Raw genomic sequence first — 14779 nt, 5'->3', positions numbered from 1 at the left:
AGGAGGAATTTACCTTGATTGACAATACTTATGCTTACCGGGAGCTGCTGGGCAAGAGCTCGGCGTCTTCATTCGGTGCGGTTTCGATCAACGTTGCGTCGCCGGAAGTGATCCGTTCGTGGTCGTTCGGCGAGGTCAAGAACCCCGAGACCATCAACTACCGCAGTTTCAAGCCGGAAAAGGGCGGTCTCTTCTGCGAACGCATTTTCGGACCCACCCGCGACTGGGAGTGCAACTGCGGCAAATACAAGCGTGTGAAACACAAGGGGATCGTCTGCGACCGCTGCGGCGTGGAAGTGACCCAGGCCAAGGTGCGCCGCGAGCGCATGGGCCATATCGAGCTGGCCGTGCCGGTTTCGCACATCTGGTTCTTCAAGTGCATGCCGAGCCGCATCGGCCTGGTGCTCGACATGACCGCGAAGTCGCTCGAGCACGTGATCTACTATGAAGAGTACGTCGTGACCGATCCGGGCGATACGCCGCTCAAGGTCGGCCAGACCATGAACGAGATCGAATACCGCCAGGCGGTGGACGATTACGGCGACGCTTTCATGGCCGACATGGGCGCCCCGGCGATCAAGACGCTGCTGGAGCGCGTCGACCTGCCGATGCTGAAGGCCGAACTCGAGGTCAGCCTCGAGGGAACCCGCAACAAGGCGATTCGCAAGAAGCTGGCCAAGCGGCTGCGTCTCGTGGAAGGATTCATGAGCAGCAATTCGCGTCCGGAGTGGATGATTCTGACCGTTCTGCCGGTCATTCCGCCGGATCTGCGTCCGCTGGTTCCGCTCGAAGGCGGCCGGTTTGCGACGAGCGACCTGAACGACCTCTACCGTCGCGTCATCAACCGCAACAACCGCCTGAAGAATCTGCTTCAGCTGCGCACGCCGGAGGTCATCATCCGGAACGAGAAGCGCATGCTGCAGGAGGCGGTCGATTCGCTGATGGACAACGGCCGCCACGGCCGCGCGGTCACCGGCGCCGGAAACCGCGCCCTCAAGAGTCTTTCGGACATGCTCAAGGGCAAGCAGGGCCGGTTCCGCCAGAACCTGCTCGGCAAGCGCGTCGACTACTCGGGCCGTTCGGTCATCGTCGTCGGTCCCGAGCTGAAGATTCATCAGTGCGGTCTGCCGAAGAAGATGGCGATGATTCTGTTCGAGCCGTTCATCATCCGCCACCTGAAGGGACGCGGCTTCGCGCACACCGTCCGCGGCGCCAAGAAGATGATCGAGCGCGGCGAACCGGAGGTGTGGGACATCCTCGAAGAGGTGACTCTCGGCCACCCGGTCATGCTGAACCGCGCGCCGACACTGCACCGTCTGTCGATTCAGGCGTTCGACCCGGTCCTGATCGAAGGATCGGCGATCCGTCTGCATCCGCTGGTCTGCACCGCATACAACGCGGACTTCGACGGCGACCAGATGGCCGTGCACGTGCCGCTGTCGAACGAGGCGCAGATGGAGACGAAGCTTCTGATGCTTGCGCCGAACAACATCTTCTCGCCCGCGAACGGCAAGCCGATCGTCTCTCCGACGCAGGACATCACGCTCGGCAGCTACTACCTGACCTGCGAGCCGCGCAACAAGGAGAAAGCGAAGCTCTATCGCGACTTCTTCGAGGTGCTGTACGCGATGCAGTGCGGCTTCATCAAGATTCATGACGCGGTGCGCATCCCGAACCCGGACTACGGCAAGGATACGATCTACGGCGACAAGGAGAGTAAATTCCTCCTGACCACGCCGGGCCGCTGCCTGTTCCATGAAATCTGGGATACGCGTCTCGGGTTCTTCAACCAGATTGCCAAGAAGAAGGACCTCGGCCGCCTGATCAGCGATTCGTACAACATCGCCGGGCATGAGGCGACCATCAAGCTGCTGGATGATCTGAAGGACCTCGGCTACCGCCATGCGACGCTGGCCGGTCTCTCGATCTCGATTGCGGACTTGCAGGTTCCGGACAAGAAAGAGGAGATCATCGAAGGCGCCCGCACACAGATCGACAGTGTGCTCGACCAGTACAACAACGGTCTGCTGACCGAGGGCGAGCGTCATAACAAGGTCATCGACATCTGGACGCAGGCGTCGAACGCGGTGGCGAACGAGTTGTTCGCGCGGCTCGAAGCGGCCTCGCGGCGCGGCGAGATCAACCCGGTTTACGCGATGCTCGACTCCGGCGCGCGCGGCAGCAAGGACCAGATCCGCCAGCTGGCCGGTATGCGCGGTCTGATGGCGAAGCCGTCGGGCGACATCATCGAACGGCCGATCACCTCGAACTTCCGCGAAGGTCTGTCGGTGCTCGAATACTTCATTTCGACCCACGGCGCCCGCAAGGGTCTGGCCGACACCGCGCTCAAAACCGCGGACTCGGGTTACATGACCCGCCGTCTCGTTGACGTTGCGCAGGATATCATCTGCCGCGAGCAGGACTGCGGAACCACAAAGGGCGTCTGGACCAGCGCGATCATCGAAGGCGACGAGGTGATCCTGCCGCTGAAGGACCGCATCCTCGGCCGGTTCAGCGCGCAGGACATCCGCGATCCCGCTTATGCCGACGGCCGCCTGATCATTTCGGCCGGAGAAGAGTTCACGCCCGAGATCGTCGAGCTCATCGACAAGCGCGGCATCCAGCGCGTGCTGATCCGCTCGACCCTGACCTGCGAGACGCTGCGCGGCGTCTGCGTGAAGTGCTACGGCCGGAACCTGGCCAGCGACCGGCAGGCGAAGGAAGGCGACGCGCTCGGCATCATCGCCGCCCAGTCGATCGGCGAGCCGGGCACGCAGCTGACCATGCGTACGTTCCACATTGGCGGCACCGCTTCGAGCGCGTACAAGCAGCCGGTGATCGCGTCGCGTCATGACGGCGTCATCAAGCTGTTCAATGTGCGCACGATCAAGAACCAGAAGGGCAAGACGGTCGTCGTCAACAAGAACGGCTATGTGATCGTCTACGATCCGAATGTGGCGAAGGAGGCCGAGAAGACGGCCCGCGAACGGGCCCAGATCGAGGCGGAAGCGCTCGGTACGGTCTACAACAAGGATTACGACTTCTGGGGAGATGCGCTGAAGGAGGCCGAGCTCGACCGCTATGAGCTCGAAGCCGGTTCGGTGATCGACAAGAACGACGGCGACAGCGTGAAGGCCAACGAGGTGTTCGTGCAGTGGGAGGCGAACCACGTGCCGATCATCATCGAAGAGGCCGGTGTGGTTGAGCTGCACGACCTCGTGGAGGGCGTGACGCTGCAGAAGCAGAAGCGCGGCGGTTCCGATCAGGCCACGGTCATGGAACACCGCGAGGACCTGCACCCGCAGATCGTCATCAATTCGCCGGACGGGCAGTTCCTCGCGAACTATCCGCTGCCGGCCGGCGCAGTGCTGATGACCAAGCCGGGCGCGAAGGTCACCCCGGGCATGGTCGTGGCGCGCGTTCCGCGGCAGTCGGCCAAGAACAAGGACATCACCGGCGGTCTGCCGCGCATCGCGGAGCTGTTCGAAGCGCGTGTGCCGAAGGACGTGGCGGAGATTGCCCGCATCGACGGTTATATCGAGGTCGACAAGATGACCCGCGGCAAGCGCCAGCTGCTGATCCGCGATCCGGAGTCCGGCATGACCGAGGAGCACAACAACATTCCGCCGCACAAGCATCTGACCGTGAGCAAGGGCGACTTCGTCCGCAAGGGTCAGAAGCTGACGGAAGGTTCGATCGTTCCGCACACGCTGCTCGAAGTCTGCGGCATCCATGAGCTCCAGCGGCACCTGGTCGATGCGATTCAGCTCGTCTACCGTGCGCAGGGCGTCGAAATCAACGACAAGCACGTTGAAATCATCATCCGGCAGATGATGCAGAAGGTCCGGATCACCGAATCCGGGTCGACCGACTATCTGCCGGGCGAGCAGCTCGACCGCACCGAATTCGACCGGGTCAACCGTGAGATGATCGAGAAGGGCGGCAAGCCGGCGGAAGCCGAGCCGATCCTGCTCGGCATCACGAAAGCGGCCCTCGAAACCGAAAGCTTCATCTCGGCGGCGTCGTTCCAGGACACCACCCGTATTCTGACTGAGGCGGCGACGGTCGGCAAGGTGGACAACCTGAACGGCTTCAAGGAAAACGTGATCACGGGCCATCTGATTCCGGCCGGTACCGGCACGGAGATCATGCAGTCGATCCGGCTCAAATATCTCGGCACCGAGATCGAGCCGGAGCTGCCGGTGCGCGAGAGCGAGCGTTCGGTCGAGGAGATCGCCGCGGCCTGGCGGGAATCCGAGAACAAGAGCGATGCCGCCATCTTCGGAGACGAGGAGGAGGATTCGCTGCCGGACGAGGCGAAGGAGATGGTCGCCGAATTCGACGACGACGCGTTTGCCGATCTGGATGACGCCGGGCTCGACGATGCCGGGTTTGACGACGAAAACGAGTAAGCGCAGAGCGGTTCGCCGCCCGGATCCGGCAGATCCGGAGCGGCGGCCGGAATCCGGGTGCCGGAAGAAATTTGGCAAAAAAATCGGTAAGTGATTTGCAAAACCCGGTTTGCGGTATTATTTTATAAGTCTTTGATGTATGTTAAGTCTTTTATAATTCGATTGAAAATATAAGAAAGCAGGAATTTGTTATGCCGACAATCAACCAGCTGGTGCGTTTCGGACGCGAAGAGAAGGCGAAGAAAAGCAAATCGAAGGCGTTGAGCGCCTGCCCGCAGCGCCGCGGCGTCTGTCTGCAGGTGACGACCCGTACCCCGAAGAAGCCGAACTCGGCGTTGCGCAAGATCGCGCGTGTCCGTCTGACCAACGGGCAGGAAGTCACCGCCTACGTCGGCGGCGAAGGCCACAACCTTCAGGAACACTCGGTGGTTCTCGTGAAGGGCGGACGTGTCCGCGACCTCCCGGGCGTGCGTTACCACATCGTCCGCGGCGCGCTCGACAGCCTCGGCGTCGACAAGCGCCGTCAGGGCCGTTCGAAGTACGGCGCGAAGCGTCCGAAGCCGGGCCAGGAAGAGGCCAAGGGCAAGAAGAAGTAATCGATAGAGAACTCAATATCATAGATAGGGTGCGAAAGAGATGAGAAGACGCAGAGTTGTGAAGCGGGAGCTGATTCCCGACGTCAAGTACAATAGCGAGCTGGTGGCCCGTCTGATCAATACGATCATGAACCGCGGCAAGAAGTCCACCGCGCAGCAGATCGTCTACGGTGCGTTCGACGTGATTCAGGCGAAGAAGCCGGAGATGCAGCCGCTCGATGTGTTCCTGCAGGCGCTCGAGAACGTGAAGCCGAAGCTTGAAGTCAAGAGCCGCCGCGTCGGCGGTGCGACCTATCAGGTTCCGATCGAAGTCGATCCGGAGCGTCAGGTCGCTCTGGCGATGCGCTGGATCACGAGCTATTCCCGCGGCCGCAAGGGCAAGTCGATGACCGATTCGCTCGCCGGCGAACTGTTGGATGCTTTCGAGAACACCGGTTCCTCGATCAAGAAGAAAGAAGACACCTTTAAAATGGCGCAGGCGAACAAGGCGTTCGCTCATTACCGCTGGTAATCGCCGGGAACGAACACTATGAGTACCGACCAAGACAAAACCCAATATCATGAGTCCCCGAACCGCAAGCATGCGCTCAAGGACTATCGCAACATCGGCATCATGGCCCACATCGACGCGGGCAAAACCACTCTGACCGAGCGTATCCTTTTCTATTGCGGCGTGAACTACAAGATCGGCGATACCCACGAGGGTACCGCCACCATGGACTGGATGGCACAGGAGCGCGAGCGCGGCATCACGATCACCAGCGCCGCCACCACCTGCTATTGGAAGAATCACCGGATCAATATCATCGACACTCCCGGACACGTCGACTTCACGGCGGAGGTGGAGCGTTCGCTGCGTGTGCTCGACGGTGCCGTTGCGGTGTTCTGTTCGGTCGGTAAGGTCCAGCCCCAGAGCGAGACGGTCTGGCGGCAGGCCCAGAAGTATCACGTTCCGATCGTCGCGCTGGTCAACAAGATGGACCGAACCGGCGCCGATTTCGACGGCGTGGTGACCGAGATTCATACGAAACTCGGCGCGACGCCGGTTCCGCTCATGCTGCCGATCGGCCGCGAGGCGGATTTCAAGGGCGTGATCGATGTGCTCGAAAACAAGTGCGTCTATTTCGATGAGAAGGACAACGGCGTGACGATGACCGAAGAGGAGCCGACCGGCGATCTCAAGGCGCGTCAGGAAGCCGCTTACAAGCACATGGTCGAATGCCTGGCCGAAGTCGATGACGAGATCATGGAGATCTTTCTCGCCGACGAGATGCCGAGCCACGACCAGATCAAGGCCGCTCTGCGCCGCGCGACGCTGGCCGCGAAGATCGTTCCGGTCGCCTGCTGCACCGCGTTCAAGAACAAGGGTGTTCAGAAGCTGCTCGACGTTGTGGTCGATTACCTGCCGAGCCCGGTCGATATCTGGGACATCAAGGGAACCAACCCCGACAACGGCGAAGCGATCACCCGTCATGTCGGCGACCTGCAGCCGTTTGCGGCACTGGTCTTCAAGATCATGACCGACCCGTTCGTCGGCAAGCTCTATTACTTCCGTGTCTACTCCGGTGTCGCGTCGCAGGGCATGAGTGTCTACAATCCGCGCACGAACAAGCGCGAGCGCCTCGGTCGGCTGCTTCAGATGCACGCGAACCAGCGGGTCGAGCAGCAGGAGATTTTCTCCGGCGACATCGCGGCCGCGGTCGGCCTGAAGAACGTCACCACCGGCGACACGATCTGCCTCGAAGAGAAACCGATCGTGCTTGAGTCGATGGCGTTCCCCGAACCGGTCATCTCGATTGCGGTCGAGCCGAAATCGTCCGGCGACCGCGACAAGCTGTCGAAGGGCCTCGTCGCTCTGGCGGAAGAGGACCCGACCTTCCAGGTCCGTTCCGATGAGGAGACCGGCCAGACCATCATCTCCGGCATGGGCGAGCTGCATCTCGAGATTATTCTCGACCGCCTGGTCCGCGAATTCAAGGTCGAGGCGAATACCGGCGCTCCGCAGGTTGCGTACCGTGAGGCGCTGTGCGGCGCTTCCGATTCGAATATGAAGTTCGTCCGCCAGTCCGGCGGCCGCGGCCAGTACGGCCATTGTATCATCAACCTGATTCCGGGTGAGCGCGGTTCCGGCATTGTGATCGAGAACAAGGTTGTCGGCGGCAATATTCCGAAGGAATACATCAAGCCGATCGAGCAGGGCATCCGCGAAGCGGCCGCTTCGGGCGTGCTGGCGGGCTACTCGCTGATCGACTTCAAGGTCGAGATCATCGACGGTTCGTACCACCCGGTCGACTCTTCGGAAATGGCGTTCAAAGTCGCCGGTTCGATGGCGCTCAAGGATGCGGCGAAGAAGGCCGGCATCATGCTGCTCGAGCCGATCATGAAGGTCGAGCTGACCACTCCGGACGAAAACATGGGCGACCTGATCGGCGACATCACGAGCCGCCGCGGCACGATCGTTGAGATCAATGCCGGCGAAAACAGCTTCACCCGGGTTCATGCGAATGTTCCGCTGTCGGAGCTTTTCGGTTACGCGACGGCGATTCGTTCTCTCTCCCGCGGCCGCGCCTCTTATTCGATGGAGCCGGCGCACTTTGAAAGAGTTCCGAAACAAGTCCAAGACAAAATTGTGGAGAAGAAATAAGCTATGGCTACGGGAAAAACCCAGCGTATCCGCATCCGGTTGCAGGCTTACGAGCACCGGATTCTGGATCAGTCAGTCAACGAGATTCTTGAAACTGCGAAACGTACCGGTTCTCTCGTGGCCGGCCCGGTTCCGCTTCCGACCCGCATCGAGCGCTGGACGGTCAACCGTTCTCCGCACGTCGACAAGAAGTCGATGGAGCAGTTTGAGATCCGTACGCACAAGCGTATGATGGACATTGTCAACCCGACGGCGAAGACGGTTGATGAGCTCAAGAAGCTCAATCTGCCCGCCGGCGTGGATATCGCGATCAAGATTGGAGTCTAGTCGGTTCTGACTCCATAGATACCAAGGCCCCCGACCGATTGGGGGCACGTATCGAATGTTTCTCACGAAAGGAGAAAGTATGAAAGGGTTAATCGGTAAAAAGGTCGGTATGACGCAGGTCTACGACGAGAACGGCGTGTTGATCCCGGTGACGGTGATCGAAGCCGGTCCGTGCGTGGTGACCGATGTCAAGACCAGTGAGCGCGACGGCTACACGGCGATTCAGCTGGGTTACGGTCAGCGCAAGGCGAAGAATGTCACGAAGGCCCGTGCCGGGCATCTCGCGAAGGCGGGGCTGACCGGCGACAAGCTGCCGTCGGTGCTGCGCGAAGTGCGCATCTCCGAAAAGGACGAGGTCCCGGCGCTCGGCACTGAGCTGAAGGCGGATATCTTCGAAGCGAACGAGTACCTGGATGTGGTCGGCACGACGAAGGGCCGCGGCTTTCAGGGTGTTGTCCGCCGGTATCGTTTCGGCGGCGGCCGCGCCAGCCACGGCGGCGCCTGGACCCGGCGCACGGGTTCCATCGGCTGCTGCGAATGGCCGGGCAACGTGATCAAGGGCAAGCGCATGCCGGGTCACATGGGCAACGTTCCGCGTACGGTGCAGAATCTGAAGATCGTGCGTGTGATGGCGGAAGACAACGTCCTCCTGCTCAAGGGTGCGGTCCCGGGGGCGAACGGCGGCGTGTTGTTGATCCGGAGTGCAATCAAGAAGCAGCCGGGCGCGCAGAAGTAAGAGGGTGTGTAAAATGTCGAATACTTTAGATATCCTTGATTGCAAAGGTGCCCGGGTTGGCGAGTACGTCATTCCGGAAGGTGTGATCGAGTTGGAGAAGGGCGAACAGGCGGTTCATGATGCCGTCGTCGCGTATCTCGCGGGGCTGCGCGCCGGTACGGCCTGCACCAAGACCCGCGGTGAAGTTTCCGGCGGCGGTGCGAAGCCGTTCCGCCAGAAGGGCACGGGCCGCGCCCGTTCCGGTTCGAGCCGGAGCCCGGTCTGGGTCGGCGGCGGCACGATTTTCGGGCCGCGTCCGCGTTCGTTCGCCAAGAAGGTCAATAAGAAGGTTCTGCAGCTCGCGCTGAAGCGCGCGCTCTCGGAACGGATTGTCGAAGGCGATGTGGTGGTGGTTGACGCCGTCGCCCTGCCGGACCACAAGACGAAGAACGTCGTCGCCATTCTGAAGAACCTGAACCTTGCGGACAGCACGGTCATGATGTCGCTGCCGAGCCTGGAAGATCAGGCCGCGGTGGTGTGCGCGACGGGCAATCTGTCGAATCTGGTGCTTCGCAAGGCGGAAAATGTCAACGTTTATGAACTGCTTCGATTCGGCAAGCTCCTTTTCACGAAGGATGCCCTCGATGCGTTCATTCAGCGTCTGGCGTAAGGAGGTTTCCCATGAGAAGTGCTTTTGATATCATCATCGCACCGGTGGTCACCGAGAAGTGCAACGCGCAGGCGCAGGCCTCGAAGTATGTCTTCAAGGTGAAGACGGATGCCGAAAAGATCGAGATCGGCCGGGCAATCGAAGAGTTGTTCAAGGTCAAGGTCAAATCGGTGAATGTAATGAACTGCATGGGCAAGGCCCGTCGTGCCGGTCGCACCAATAAAATGGGGCGCCGCGCTGACTGGAAGAAGGCGATCGTCACCTTGTCCGAAGGCAGCATCGAGATCATCTAAATAGAGGGAGAATTAAAAAATGGCGGTTAAAAGTTTTAATCCCGTGACTCCCTCCCGGCGTCATATGGCGACGTTGGACTATGCGTCCACGATCACCTCGACCAAGCCGGAGAAGAGTCTGCTGAAAGGCAAGAAGGCGTCCGGCGGCCGCAATAACGCCGGCCGGATCACGACCCGTTTCCGCGGGGGCGGCAACAAGCGCCGTTACCGCATGGTCGATTTCATCCGCGCCAAGGAAAACGTTCCGGCCAAGGTCGTCTCGATCGAGTACGATCCGAACCGTTCGGCGAATATCGCCCTGATCTGCTATGCGGACGGCGAGAAGTCTTACATCCTTGCTCCGGTCGGGCTGAAGGTCGGCGACAAGGTCATGAACGGTGCGAAGGCCGAGCTGAAGCCGGGCAACTGGCTGGCGATCAAGGATATTCCGGTCGGCGTCAATATCTGCTGCATCGAGATGCAGCCCGGCCGCGGTGCGAAAATCGCCCGTTCGGCCGGCCAGGTTGCGACCCTGCGCGGCAAGGAAGAGACCTATGCGCAGATCAAGCTGCCGTCGGGTGAAGTCCGCATGATCCATGTGAACTGTCACGCGATGGTCGGTCAGATCGGCAACCTCGACCGCATGAACGTCAAGATGGGCAAGGCCGGCAAGAAGCGCTACCTCGGCTTCCGTCCGCATGTCCGCGGCGTTGCGATGAACCCGGTCGATCACCCGATGGGCGGCGGTGAAGGCCGCACCTCCGGCGGCGGCCATCCGGTTTCGCCGTGGGGTCAGCTGGCCAAGGGCAAGCGCACCCGCAATCCGAAGAAGACTTCGAAGAACTTCATTGTTGAGCGGAGGAAGAAGTAATGGCCAGATCGATTAAGAAGGGCCCGTTCGTCGACCAGTACCTGATCGACAAGGTTGAGAAGATGGGCAATCAGAAAGTGGCGATCAAGACCTGGTCGCGCCGCTCGATGATCATCCCGGACTTCGTTGGACACACGTTCAACGTGCATAACGGCAAGAGCTTCATTCCGGTGTTCGTGACTGAGAATATGGTCGGTCACAAGCTCGGCGAGTTCGCGCTGACCCGTACCTTCAAGGATCACGGTGTGGTTTCCGGCAAGTAATTATCGGAAGTCTGCATGAAGAAACCCCGCAACGGCAGAGGCCGAATGCGGGGTTTCTTTTTTTATCCGTTGTTTCCGGCTTGAACGCCGCGAAAAATGTGCTATCTTGTCTGTATGTTTCCGTAGACAAAACATCAGGGAGTGAGGAACCGTGGAAAAGTTTGATGTGTGTGTGATCGGCGCCGGTCCCGGCGGGTATGTCGCAGCGATTCGTGCCGGACAGTGCGGATTCAAAACGGCTCTGGTCGAGAAGGCGTTTTTCGGCGGTACATGCCTGAATGTCGGCTGCATTCCGACCAAAACGCTGATTGCGGGGGCGGAGGTCTATGCCTCCGCGAAACATGCCGCCGATTTCGGAGTTGAGATTTCCGGCGAGGTCAGGGCGGATTGGAAGAAGATGCTCGCGCGCAAGGACGAAGTCATCGGCAAACTCCGCAACGGGATCGCTTCTCTGCTCAAATCGGCCGGAGTCACGGTGTTCGGCGGCCGCGGCGAGTTTCTGTCGCGCCGTCAGCTGATGGTGGCTGCCGGGGAGGCGGCCGGCACGGTTATTGAGGCGGACAAGTTCATCATTGCGACCGGTTCTGATCCGCTGGTGCCGGGATTCATCCCGAAAGGCGACCGTATTCTGACCTCCACGGAGCTGCTGAGTCTGCCGAAACTGCCGAAGAGCCTGCTGATTCTCGGCGGCGGGGTCATCGGTTGTGAGTTCGCCTGTCTCTTCGCCGAGCTCGGCGTTGAGGTGACGGTCGTCGAAATGCTGCCGCAGATCCTGCCGCAGACCGACGGCGAATGCGCGAAGCTGCTGGCGAAACAGATGGCCGGGAAGGGCATCCGGATTCTGAACGGAACCCCGCTCACGGACATCAGATGCACGGCCCGCGGCGTCTCCGGCAAGGTCGGAGATGAGACGCTGAAAGCCGACTATCTGCTCGTTTCGATCGGACGCAAGCCGGTGACGGCCGATCTGAATCTTCCCGCCGCCGGGGTCAAAACCGATCAGCGCGGTTTTATCGAGGTCGATGACAGCTTCCGGACCAGCGCTCCGAACATTTATGCGATCGGCGATGCGGTCGGCAGAATCATGCTCGCACACTGGGCAAGCGCGGCGGCCGGAAATGTGGTCAATACGCTGCGCGGCAAGCCGGAGGAGTTCACCGGCGCGCTGACCCCCGGCTGCATTTTCACCTCTCCCGAAATCGGTACGATCGGCAAGAGCGAGGAACAGCTCAGGAGCGAGGGAGTCGCCTACAACGTCGGCAAATTCCCGTTTGCGGCACTCGGCAAGGCGATGGCGATGAACCAGACCGAAGGATTCGTGAAGATTCTCGCGGATGCGGAGAGCGATCAGGTGCTCGGCATCCATATCATCGGGCCGCATGCGACCGACCTCATCGCAGAAGCTGGTCCGGCCATGCTGATGGAGATCACCGCGAAGGAGCTCGGCCGCGCGATCCATGCGCATCCGACGCTCGGCGAGGCGATGATGGAGGCCGCGCATGCGGTTCACGGCGAATGCGCGCATATGCCGACCCGGAAGAAGCGCTGAGCTTTGTGCGGATTGTTGTATGGATGATCTGGCCGTTGTGATTGTGGCGGGCGGCTCGGCCCGTCGTTTCGGCGGCAACAAGCTGCTGCTGGAGCTGGACGGCCTGCCGCTGTTTCTCCACTGCGTGAGGCGTTTTCTCCCGGCGGCGGCGCCGGGCTGCCTGGTGGTGGTGCATCCGCGTGGCGGCGGGGATGAATTCCGCCTGGCGGCGGAGCGCTTTTTGCCCGATGCCCCGATCGTCTGGACGGCGGGCGGCGCATTTCGCTGCGCTTCCGTTCAGGCCGGTCTGGCGGCGATTCCGCTGCGCGAGGGGATTGTTGCCATTCACGACGCGGCGCGACCGCTGGCGTCGGTTTCGCTGCTGGAGACGCTGGCGGAGGAGGCGCGGCGGAGCGGCGGCGCGATTCCGGGCAAGCCTGTGACCGATACGCTCAAGCGCAGCGACGGAGGCGGGATGATCGCCGGAACCGTCAGCCGGGAAGGGCTGTGGCGGGTGGAAACCCCGCAGGTCTTCGATCTGTCCCGGCTGCGTGCCGCTTATGCGGCCAATCCGGAGGTCGATTTTACCGATGATGCCGGTGTTATGGAGGCGGCTGGTTTCCCATGCCGGGTGGTGCATAATCCGGAGGAGAACATCAAGGTCACCTATCCGGGCGATATGGCGTTGCTGAACCGGCATTTCCCCGGGAGGCGGCAGTGAAGCTTGCCCGCGCGGCCCACCTGGTGCTCGGCCGCCGCGGCGAGGAGGCGGCGGTGCGTCTGCTGCTGGCAAAGGGTTACACGATTCTGGCCCGCAACTGGCGGATCCGTTCCGGCGAACTGGACATCGTCGCCCGTGACGGCAGGACTCTCGTCTTTGTCGAAGTCAAGACGCGCCGCCGTTCGGGATTCTATCGGCCGGGCGACAATCTTTCTCTCCGGCAGATGCGCCGGAATTTCCGCGCCGCTCTGTTTTACTGCCGGGTGATCGGGAAGCCGCTGCTGCCCGGCCGTTTCGACCTGATCGAGGTCATCGCCTCTCCGCGTATGATCCGGAGCATCGTGCATCGCTGCAACTATCTTCCGCCGCTGGAACCGGGAGGAAAGCGTGGACGTGCGTGAATTGCTGAAACAGGTCTCCGCCGGGCTCAATCTGTTTCCCTGCCCGGTCTGCCGTCGCGGCGACGGCGGCGGGGAAAACCGGTTCTGCCCGGAGTGCGAGAAGGAGATGCACCGGATCGAAGGGACCCGTTGTCGAGGTTGCGGCGGCGAACTCGACACGGCGCTTGCGCTCTGTTCGGTCTGCATTGCCGCCGAACCGCGTCCGTGGGTCGGGGCGGCGGCGGTTTATGAGTATCGCGATCTGACGCGGCAGGTCATTCACCGCTTCAAATTTTTCAACCATCCGGAATTGGCGCGCCCGTTCGGGATCCCGGCGGCGGAACGCATGCGGCGGGAGGAAAGTTTCCGGGCCGATCTCGTGGTTCCGGTTCCGCTGCATATCACGCGCCATTTCCGGCGCTCCTTCAATCAGGCGGCTCTGTTTGGCGGCGTTGTCGCGCGGGAGCTCGGGATTCCGCTCTGCAATGCGCTGATCCGGATCAAGCGGACCAGACATCAGGCGAGGTTGAGCAAAGAGGCGCGGCGGAAGAATCCGCACGGCGTTTTCGCCGTCGGCAAGCCGGAGGCGGTTCGCGGGAAATGCATTCTGCTGGTCGATGATGTGTTCACCACCGGCGCCACGCTGGCGGCGGCCGCCGCGGTTCTGCTCAAGGCCGGTTCCGGACCGATTTTCGTTCTGACCGCCGCTCGGACGCCGCGTTACTGATTTTTTTCCGGGTCAGCTTGCGCGGCGGCGGAATGTGTGATATATTGTCAAACCGGGCAATTAGCTCAGTTGGTTAGAGCGTCACGTTTACACCGTGAATGTCGGCGGTTCGAGTCCGTCATTGCCCACCATCCTTCGCTCGACGAAGTCGAGCTACGGATGGCAAGCCATCCTTTTCCGCGAGCGAAGCGAGTGAAAAGGATGAGCGCAGACAGGAGTACCCGCAGGGGAAGGATGTCCTCCATAGCGCGCAGCGCGTCGGAGGACCGGCAAGCCGCCCTTTCCCACGGGCGAAGCGAGTGAAAAGGATGAGCGCAGACAGGAGTACCCGCAGGGGAAGGATGTCCTCCATAGTGTGCAGCGCGTCGGAGGACCGGCAGGCCGTCCTTTCCCGTGAGCAATCTTACACTTGCATACTTCGCTCTCTATCCCATCCCGTTGAACGCTATATCGCCGTTCTTTCCCGCGAGCGAAGGTAGTCATCATGTTTTACCCTCGTTGCGGAACCGTTTTTCGTCCGGACTGCGGACGGCAGCGTGGCTGGCTGTACAGCTGGTTTTTTCGATTCCGCAATTCGGGAAAGCAGGAGACCGCAGGCGGCGGCATCTTTTCCGGCGGGCCGCTTGTAAAGCCGGCGGAATGGCGTTATTGTA

14 protein-coding genes and 1 tRNA gene are annotated in these 14779 nt (G+C 61.1%); all 15 read left to right on the top strand.

Going from position 1 to position 14779, the window contains the following annotated elements; translation table 11 throughout:
* Positions 1–17: 17 nt before the first annotated feature.
* A complete protein-coding gene (gene rpoC, locus FYJ85_RS09375; RefSeq protein WP_418393309.1) occupies positions 18–4412 on the top strand; it encodes a DNA-directed RNA polymerase subunit beta' in 4395 nt (1464 codons plus the stop codon).
* 191 nt (positions 4413–4603) lie between these two features.
* Positions 4604–5008 (top strand): 30S ribosomal protein S12, encoded by a 405-nt coding sequence (gene rpsL, locus FYJ85_RS09370; RefSeq protein WP_106054173.1) that lies wholly within the window; start codon positions 4604–4606, stop codon positions 5006–5008.
* A gap of 40 nt (positions 5009–5048) precedes the next feature.
* Entirely contained in the window at positions 5049–5519 is a 471-nt protein-coding gene (gene rpsG / locus FYJ85_RS09365) for a 30S ribosomal protein S7 (RefSeq protein ID WP_106054174.1), read from the top strand.
* Between the two features lie 18 nt (positions 5520–5537).
* Positions 5538–7652, top strand: a complete 2115-nt coding sequence (gene fusA / locus FYJ85_RS09360) for an elongation factor G (RefSeq protein ID WP_106054175.1) — start codon at positions 5538–5540, stop codon at positions 7650–7652.
* A gap of 3 nt (positions 7653–7655) precedes the next feature.
* A complete protein-coding gene (gene rpsJ / locus FYJ85_RS09355; RefSeq protein WP_106054176.1) occupies positions 7656–7979 on the top strand; it encodes a 30S ribosomal protein S10 in 324 nt (107 codons plus the stop codon).
* A gap of 79 nt (positions 7980–8058) precedes the next feature.
* Positions 8059–8715 carry a 50S ribosomal protein L3 gene (rplC, locus tag FYJ85_RS09350; protein WP_106054177.1) on the top strand — a complete coding sequence of 219 codons (657 nt, stop codon included), beginning with the start codon at positions 8059–8061 and terminating at the stop codon, positions 8713–8715.
* A 13-nt stretch (positions 8716–8728) separates the two neighbouring features.
* Positions 8729–9364 (top strand): 50S ribosomal protein L4, encoded by a 636-nt coding sequence (rplD, locus tag FYJ85_RS09345; RefSeq protein ID WP_106054178.1) that lies wholly within the window; start codon positions 8729–8731, stop codon positions 9362–9364.
* Positions 9365–9375: 11 nt separating this feature from the next.
* The gene (rplW, locus tag FYJ85_RS09340) at positions 9376–9657 is read left to right on the top strand and encodes a 50S ribosomal protein L23 (RefSeq protein WP_106054179.1); all 282 of its coding nucleotides are present in this window, start codon (positions 9376–9378) and stop codon (positions 9655–9657) included.
* 19 nt (positions 9658–9676) lie between these two features.
* The gene (rplB, locus tag FYJ85_RS09335; RefSeq protein WP_106054180.1) at positions 9677–10507 is read left to right on the top strand and encodes a 50S ribosomal protein L2; all 831 of its coding nucleotides are present in this window, start codon (positions 9677–9679) and stop codon (positions 10505–10507) included.
* Complete coding sequence (rpsS, locus tag FYJ85_RS09330; protein WP_106054181.1) at positions 10507–10770, top strand: 30S ribosomal protein S19; 264 nt, start codon at positions 10507–10509, stop codon at positions 10768–10770. Before rplB ends, rpsS begins: the two co-directional genes overlap by 1 nt.
* A 151-nt stretch (positions 10771–10921) precedes the next feature.
* Positions 10922–12319, top strand: coding sequence for a dihydrolipoyl dehydrogenase (gene lpdA / locus FYJ85_RS09325; RefSeq protein ID WP_106054182.1), 1398 nt, complete (start codon positions 10922–10924; stop codon positions 12317–12319).
* A gap of 19 nt (positions 12320–12338) precedes the next feature.
* Positions 12339–13019 carry an IspD/TarI family cytidylyltransferase gene (locus FYJ85_RS09320; RefSeq protein WP_158704109.1) on the top strand — a complete coding sequence of 227 codons (681 nt, stop codon included), beginning with the start codon at positions 12339–12341 and terminating at the stop codon, positions 13017–13019.
* Positions 13016–13420 carry a YraN family protein gene (locus tag FYJ85_RS09315; RefSeq protein WP_154418112.1) on the top strand — a complete coding sequence of 135 codons (405 nt, stop codon included), beginning with the start codon at positions 13016–13018 and terminating at the stop codon, positions 13418–13420. Before FYJ85_RS09320 ends, FYJ85_RS09315 begins: the two co-directional genes overlap by 4 nt.
* Positions 13413–14126: a phosphoribosyltransferase family protein gene (locus tag FYJ85_RS09310; protein ID WP_154418111.1), complete on the top strand. Its 714-nt coding sequence runs from the start codon at positions 13413–13415 to the stop codon at positions 14124–14126. The genes FYJ85_RS09315 and FYJ85_RS09310 overlap by 8 nt, the downstream gene beginning before the upstream one ends.
* A gap of 54 nt (positions 14127–14180) precedes the next feature.
* Positions 14181–14257: transfer RNA gene (locus tag FYJ85_RS09305), tRNA-Val, on the top strand.
* Positions 14258–14779: the final 522 nt, after the last annotated feature.

Origin of the sequence: Victivallis lenta (assembly GCF_009695545.1) — a bacterium.
Lineage (GTDB): Bacteria > Verrucomicrobiota > Lentisphaeria > Victivallales > Victivallaceae > Victivallis > Victivallis lenta.
This window is presented reverse-complemented; position numbering and strand designations above follow the sequence as displayed.

What these genes read in the sequence shown, in the direction of transcription:
- rpsL (WP_106054173.1), top strand. Translation starts at nt 4,604, where the DNA reads ATGCCGACAATCAACCAGCTGGTGCGTTTCGGACGCGAAGAGAAGGCG.
- rplC (WP_106054177.1), top strand. Translation starts at nt 8,059, where the DNA reads ATGAAAGGGTTAATCGGTAAAAAGGTCGGTATGACGCAGGTCTACGAC.
- rpsG (WP_106054174.1), top strand. Translation starts at nt 5,049, where the DNA reads ATGAGAAGACGCAGAGTTGTGAAGCGGGAGCTGATTCCCGACGTCAAG.
- rplW (WP_106054179.1), top strand. Translation starts at nt 9,376, where the DNA reads ATGAGAAGTGCTTTTGATATCATCATCGCACCGGTGGTCACCGAGAAG.
- rplB (WP_106054180.1), top strand. Translation starts at nt 9,677, where the DNA reads ATGGCGGTTAAAAGTTTTAATCCCGTGACTCCCTCCCGGCGTCATATG.
- rpsS (WP_106054181.1), top strand. Translation starts at nt 10,507, where the DNA reads ATGGCCAGATCGATTAAGAAGGGCCCGTTCGTCGACCAGTACCTGATC.
- fusA (WP_106054175.1), top strand. Translation starts at nt 5,538, where the DNA reads ATGAGTACCGACCAAGACAAAACCCAATATCATGAGTCCCCGAACCGC.
- rplD (WP_106054178.1), top strand. Translation starts at nt 8,729, where the DNA reads ATGTCGAATACTTTAGATATCCTTGATTGCAAAGGTGCCCGGGTTGGC.
- rpsJ (WP_106054176.1), top strand. Translation starts at nt 7,656, where the DNA reads ATGGCTACGGGAAAAACCCAGCGTATCCGCATCCGGTTGCAGGCTTAC.
- FYJ85_RS09320 (WP_158704109.1), top strand. Translation starts at nt 12,339, where the DNA reads ATGGATGATCTGGCCGTTGTGATTGTGGCGGGCGGCTCGGCCCGTCGT.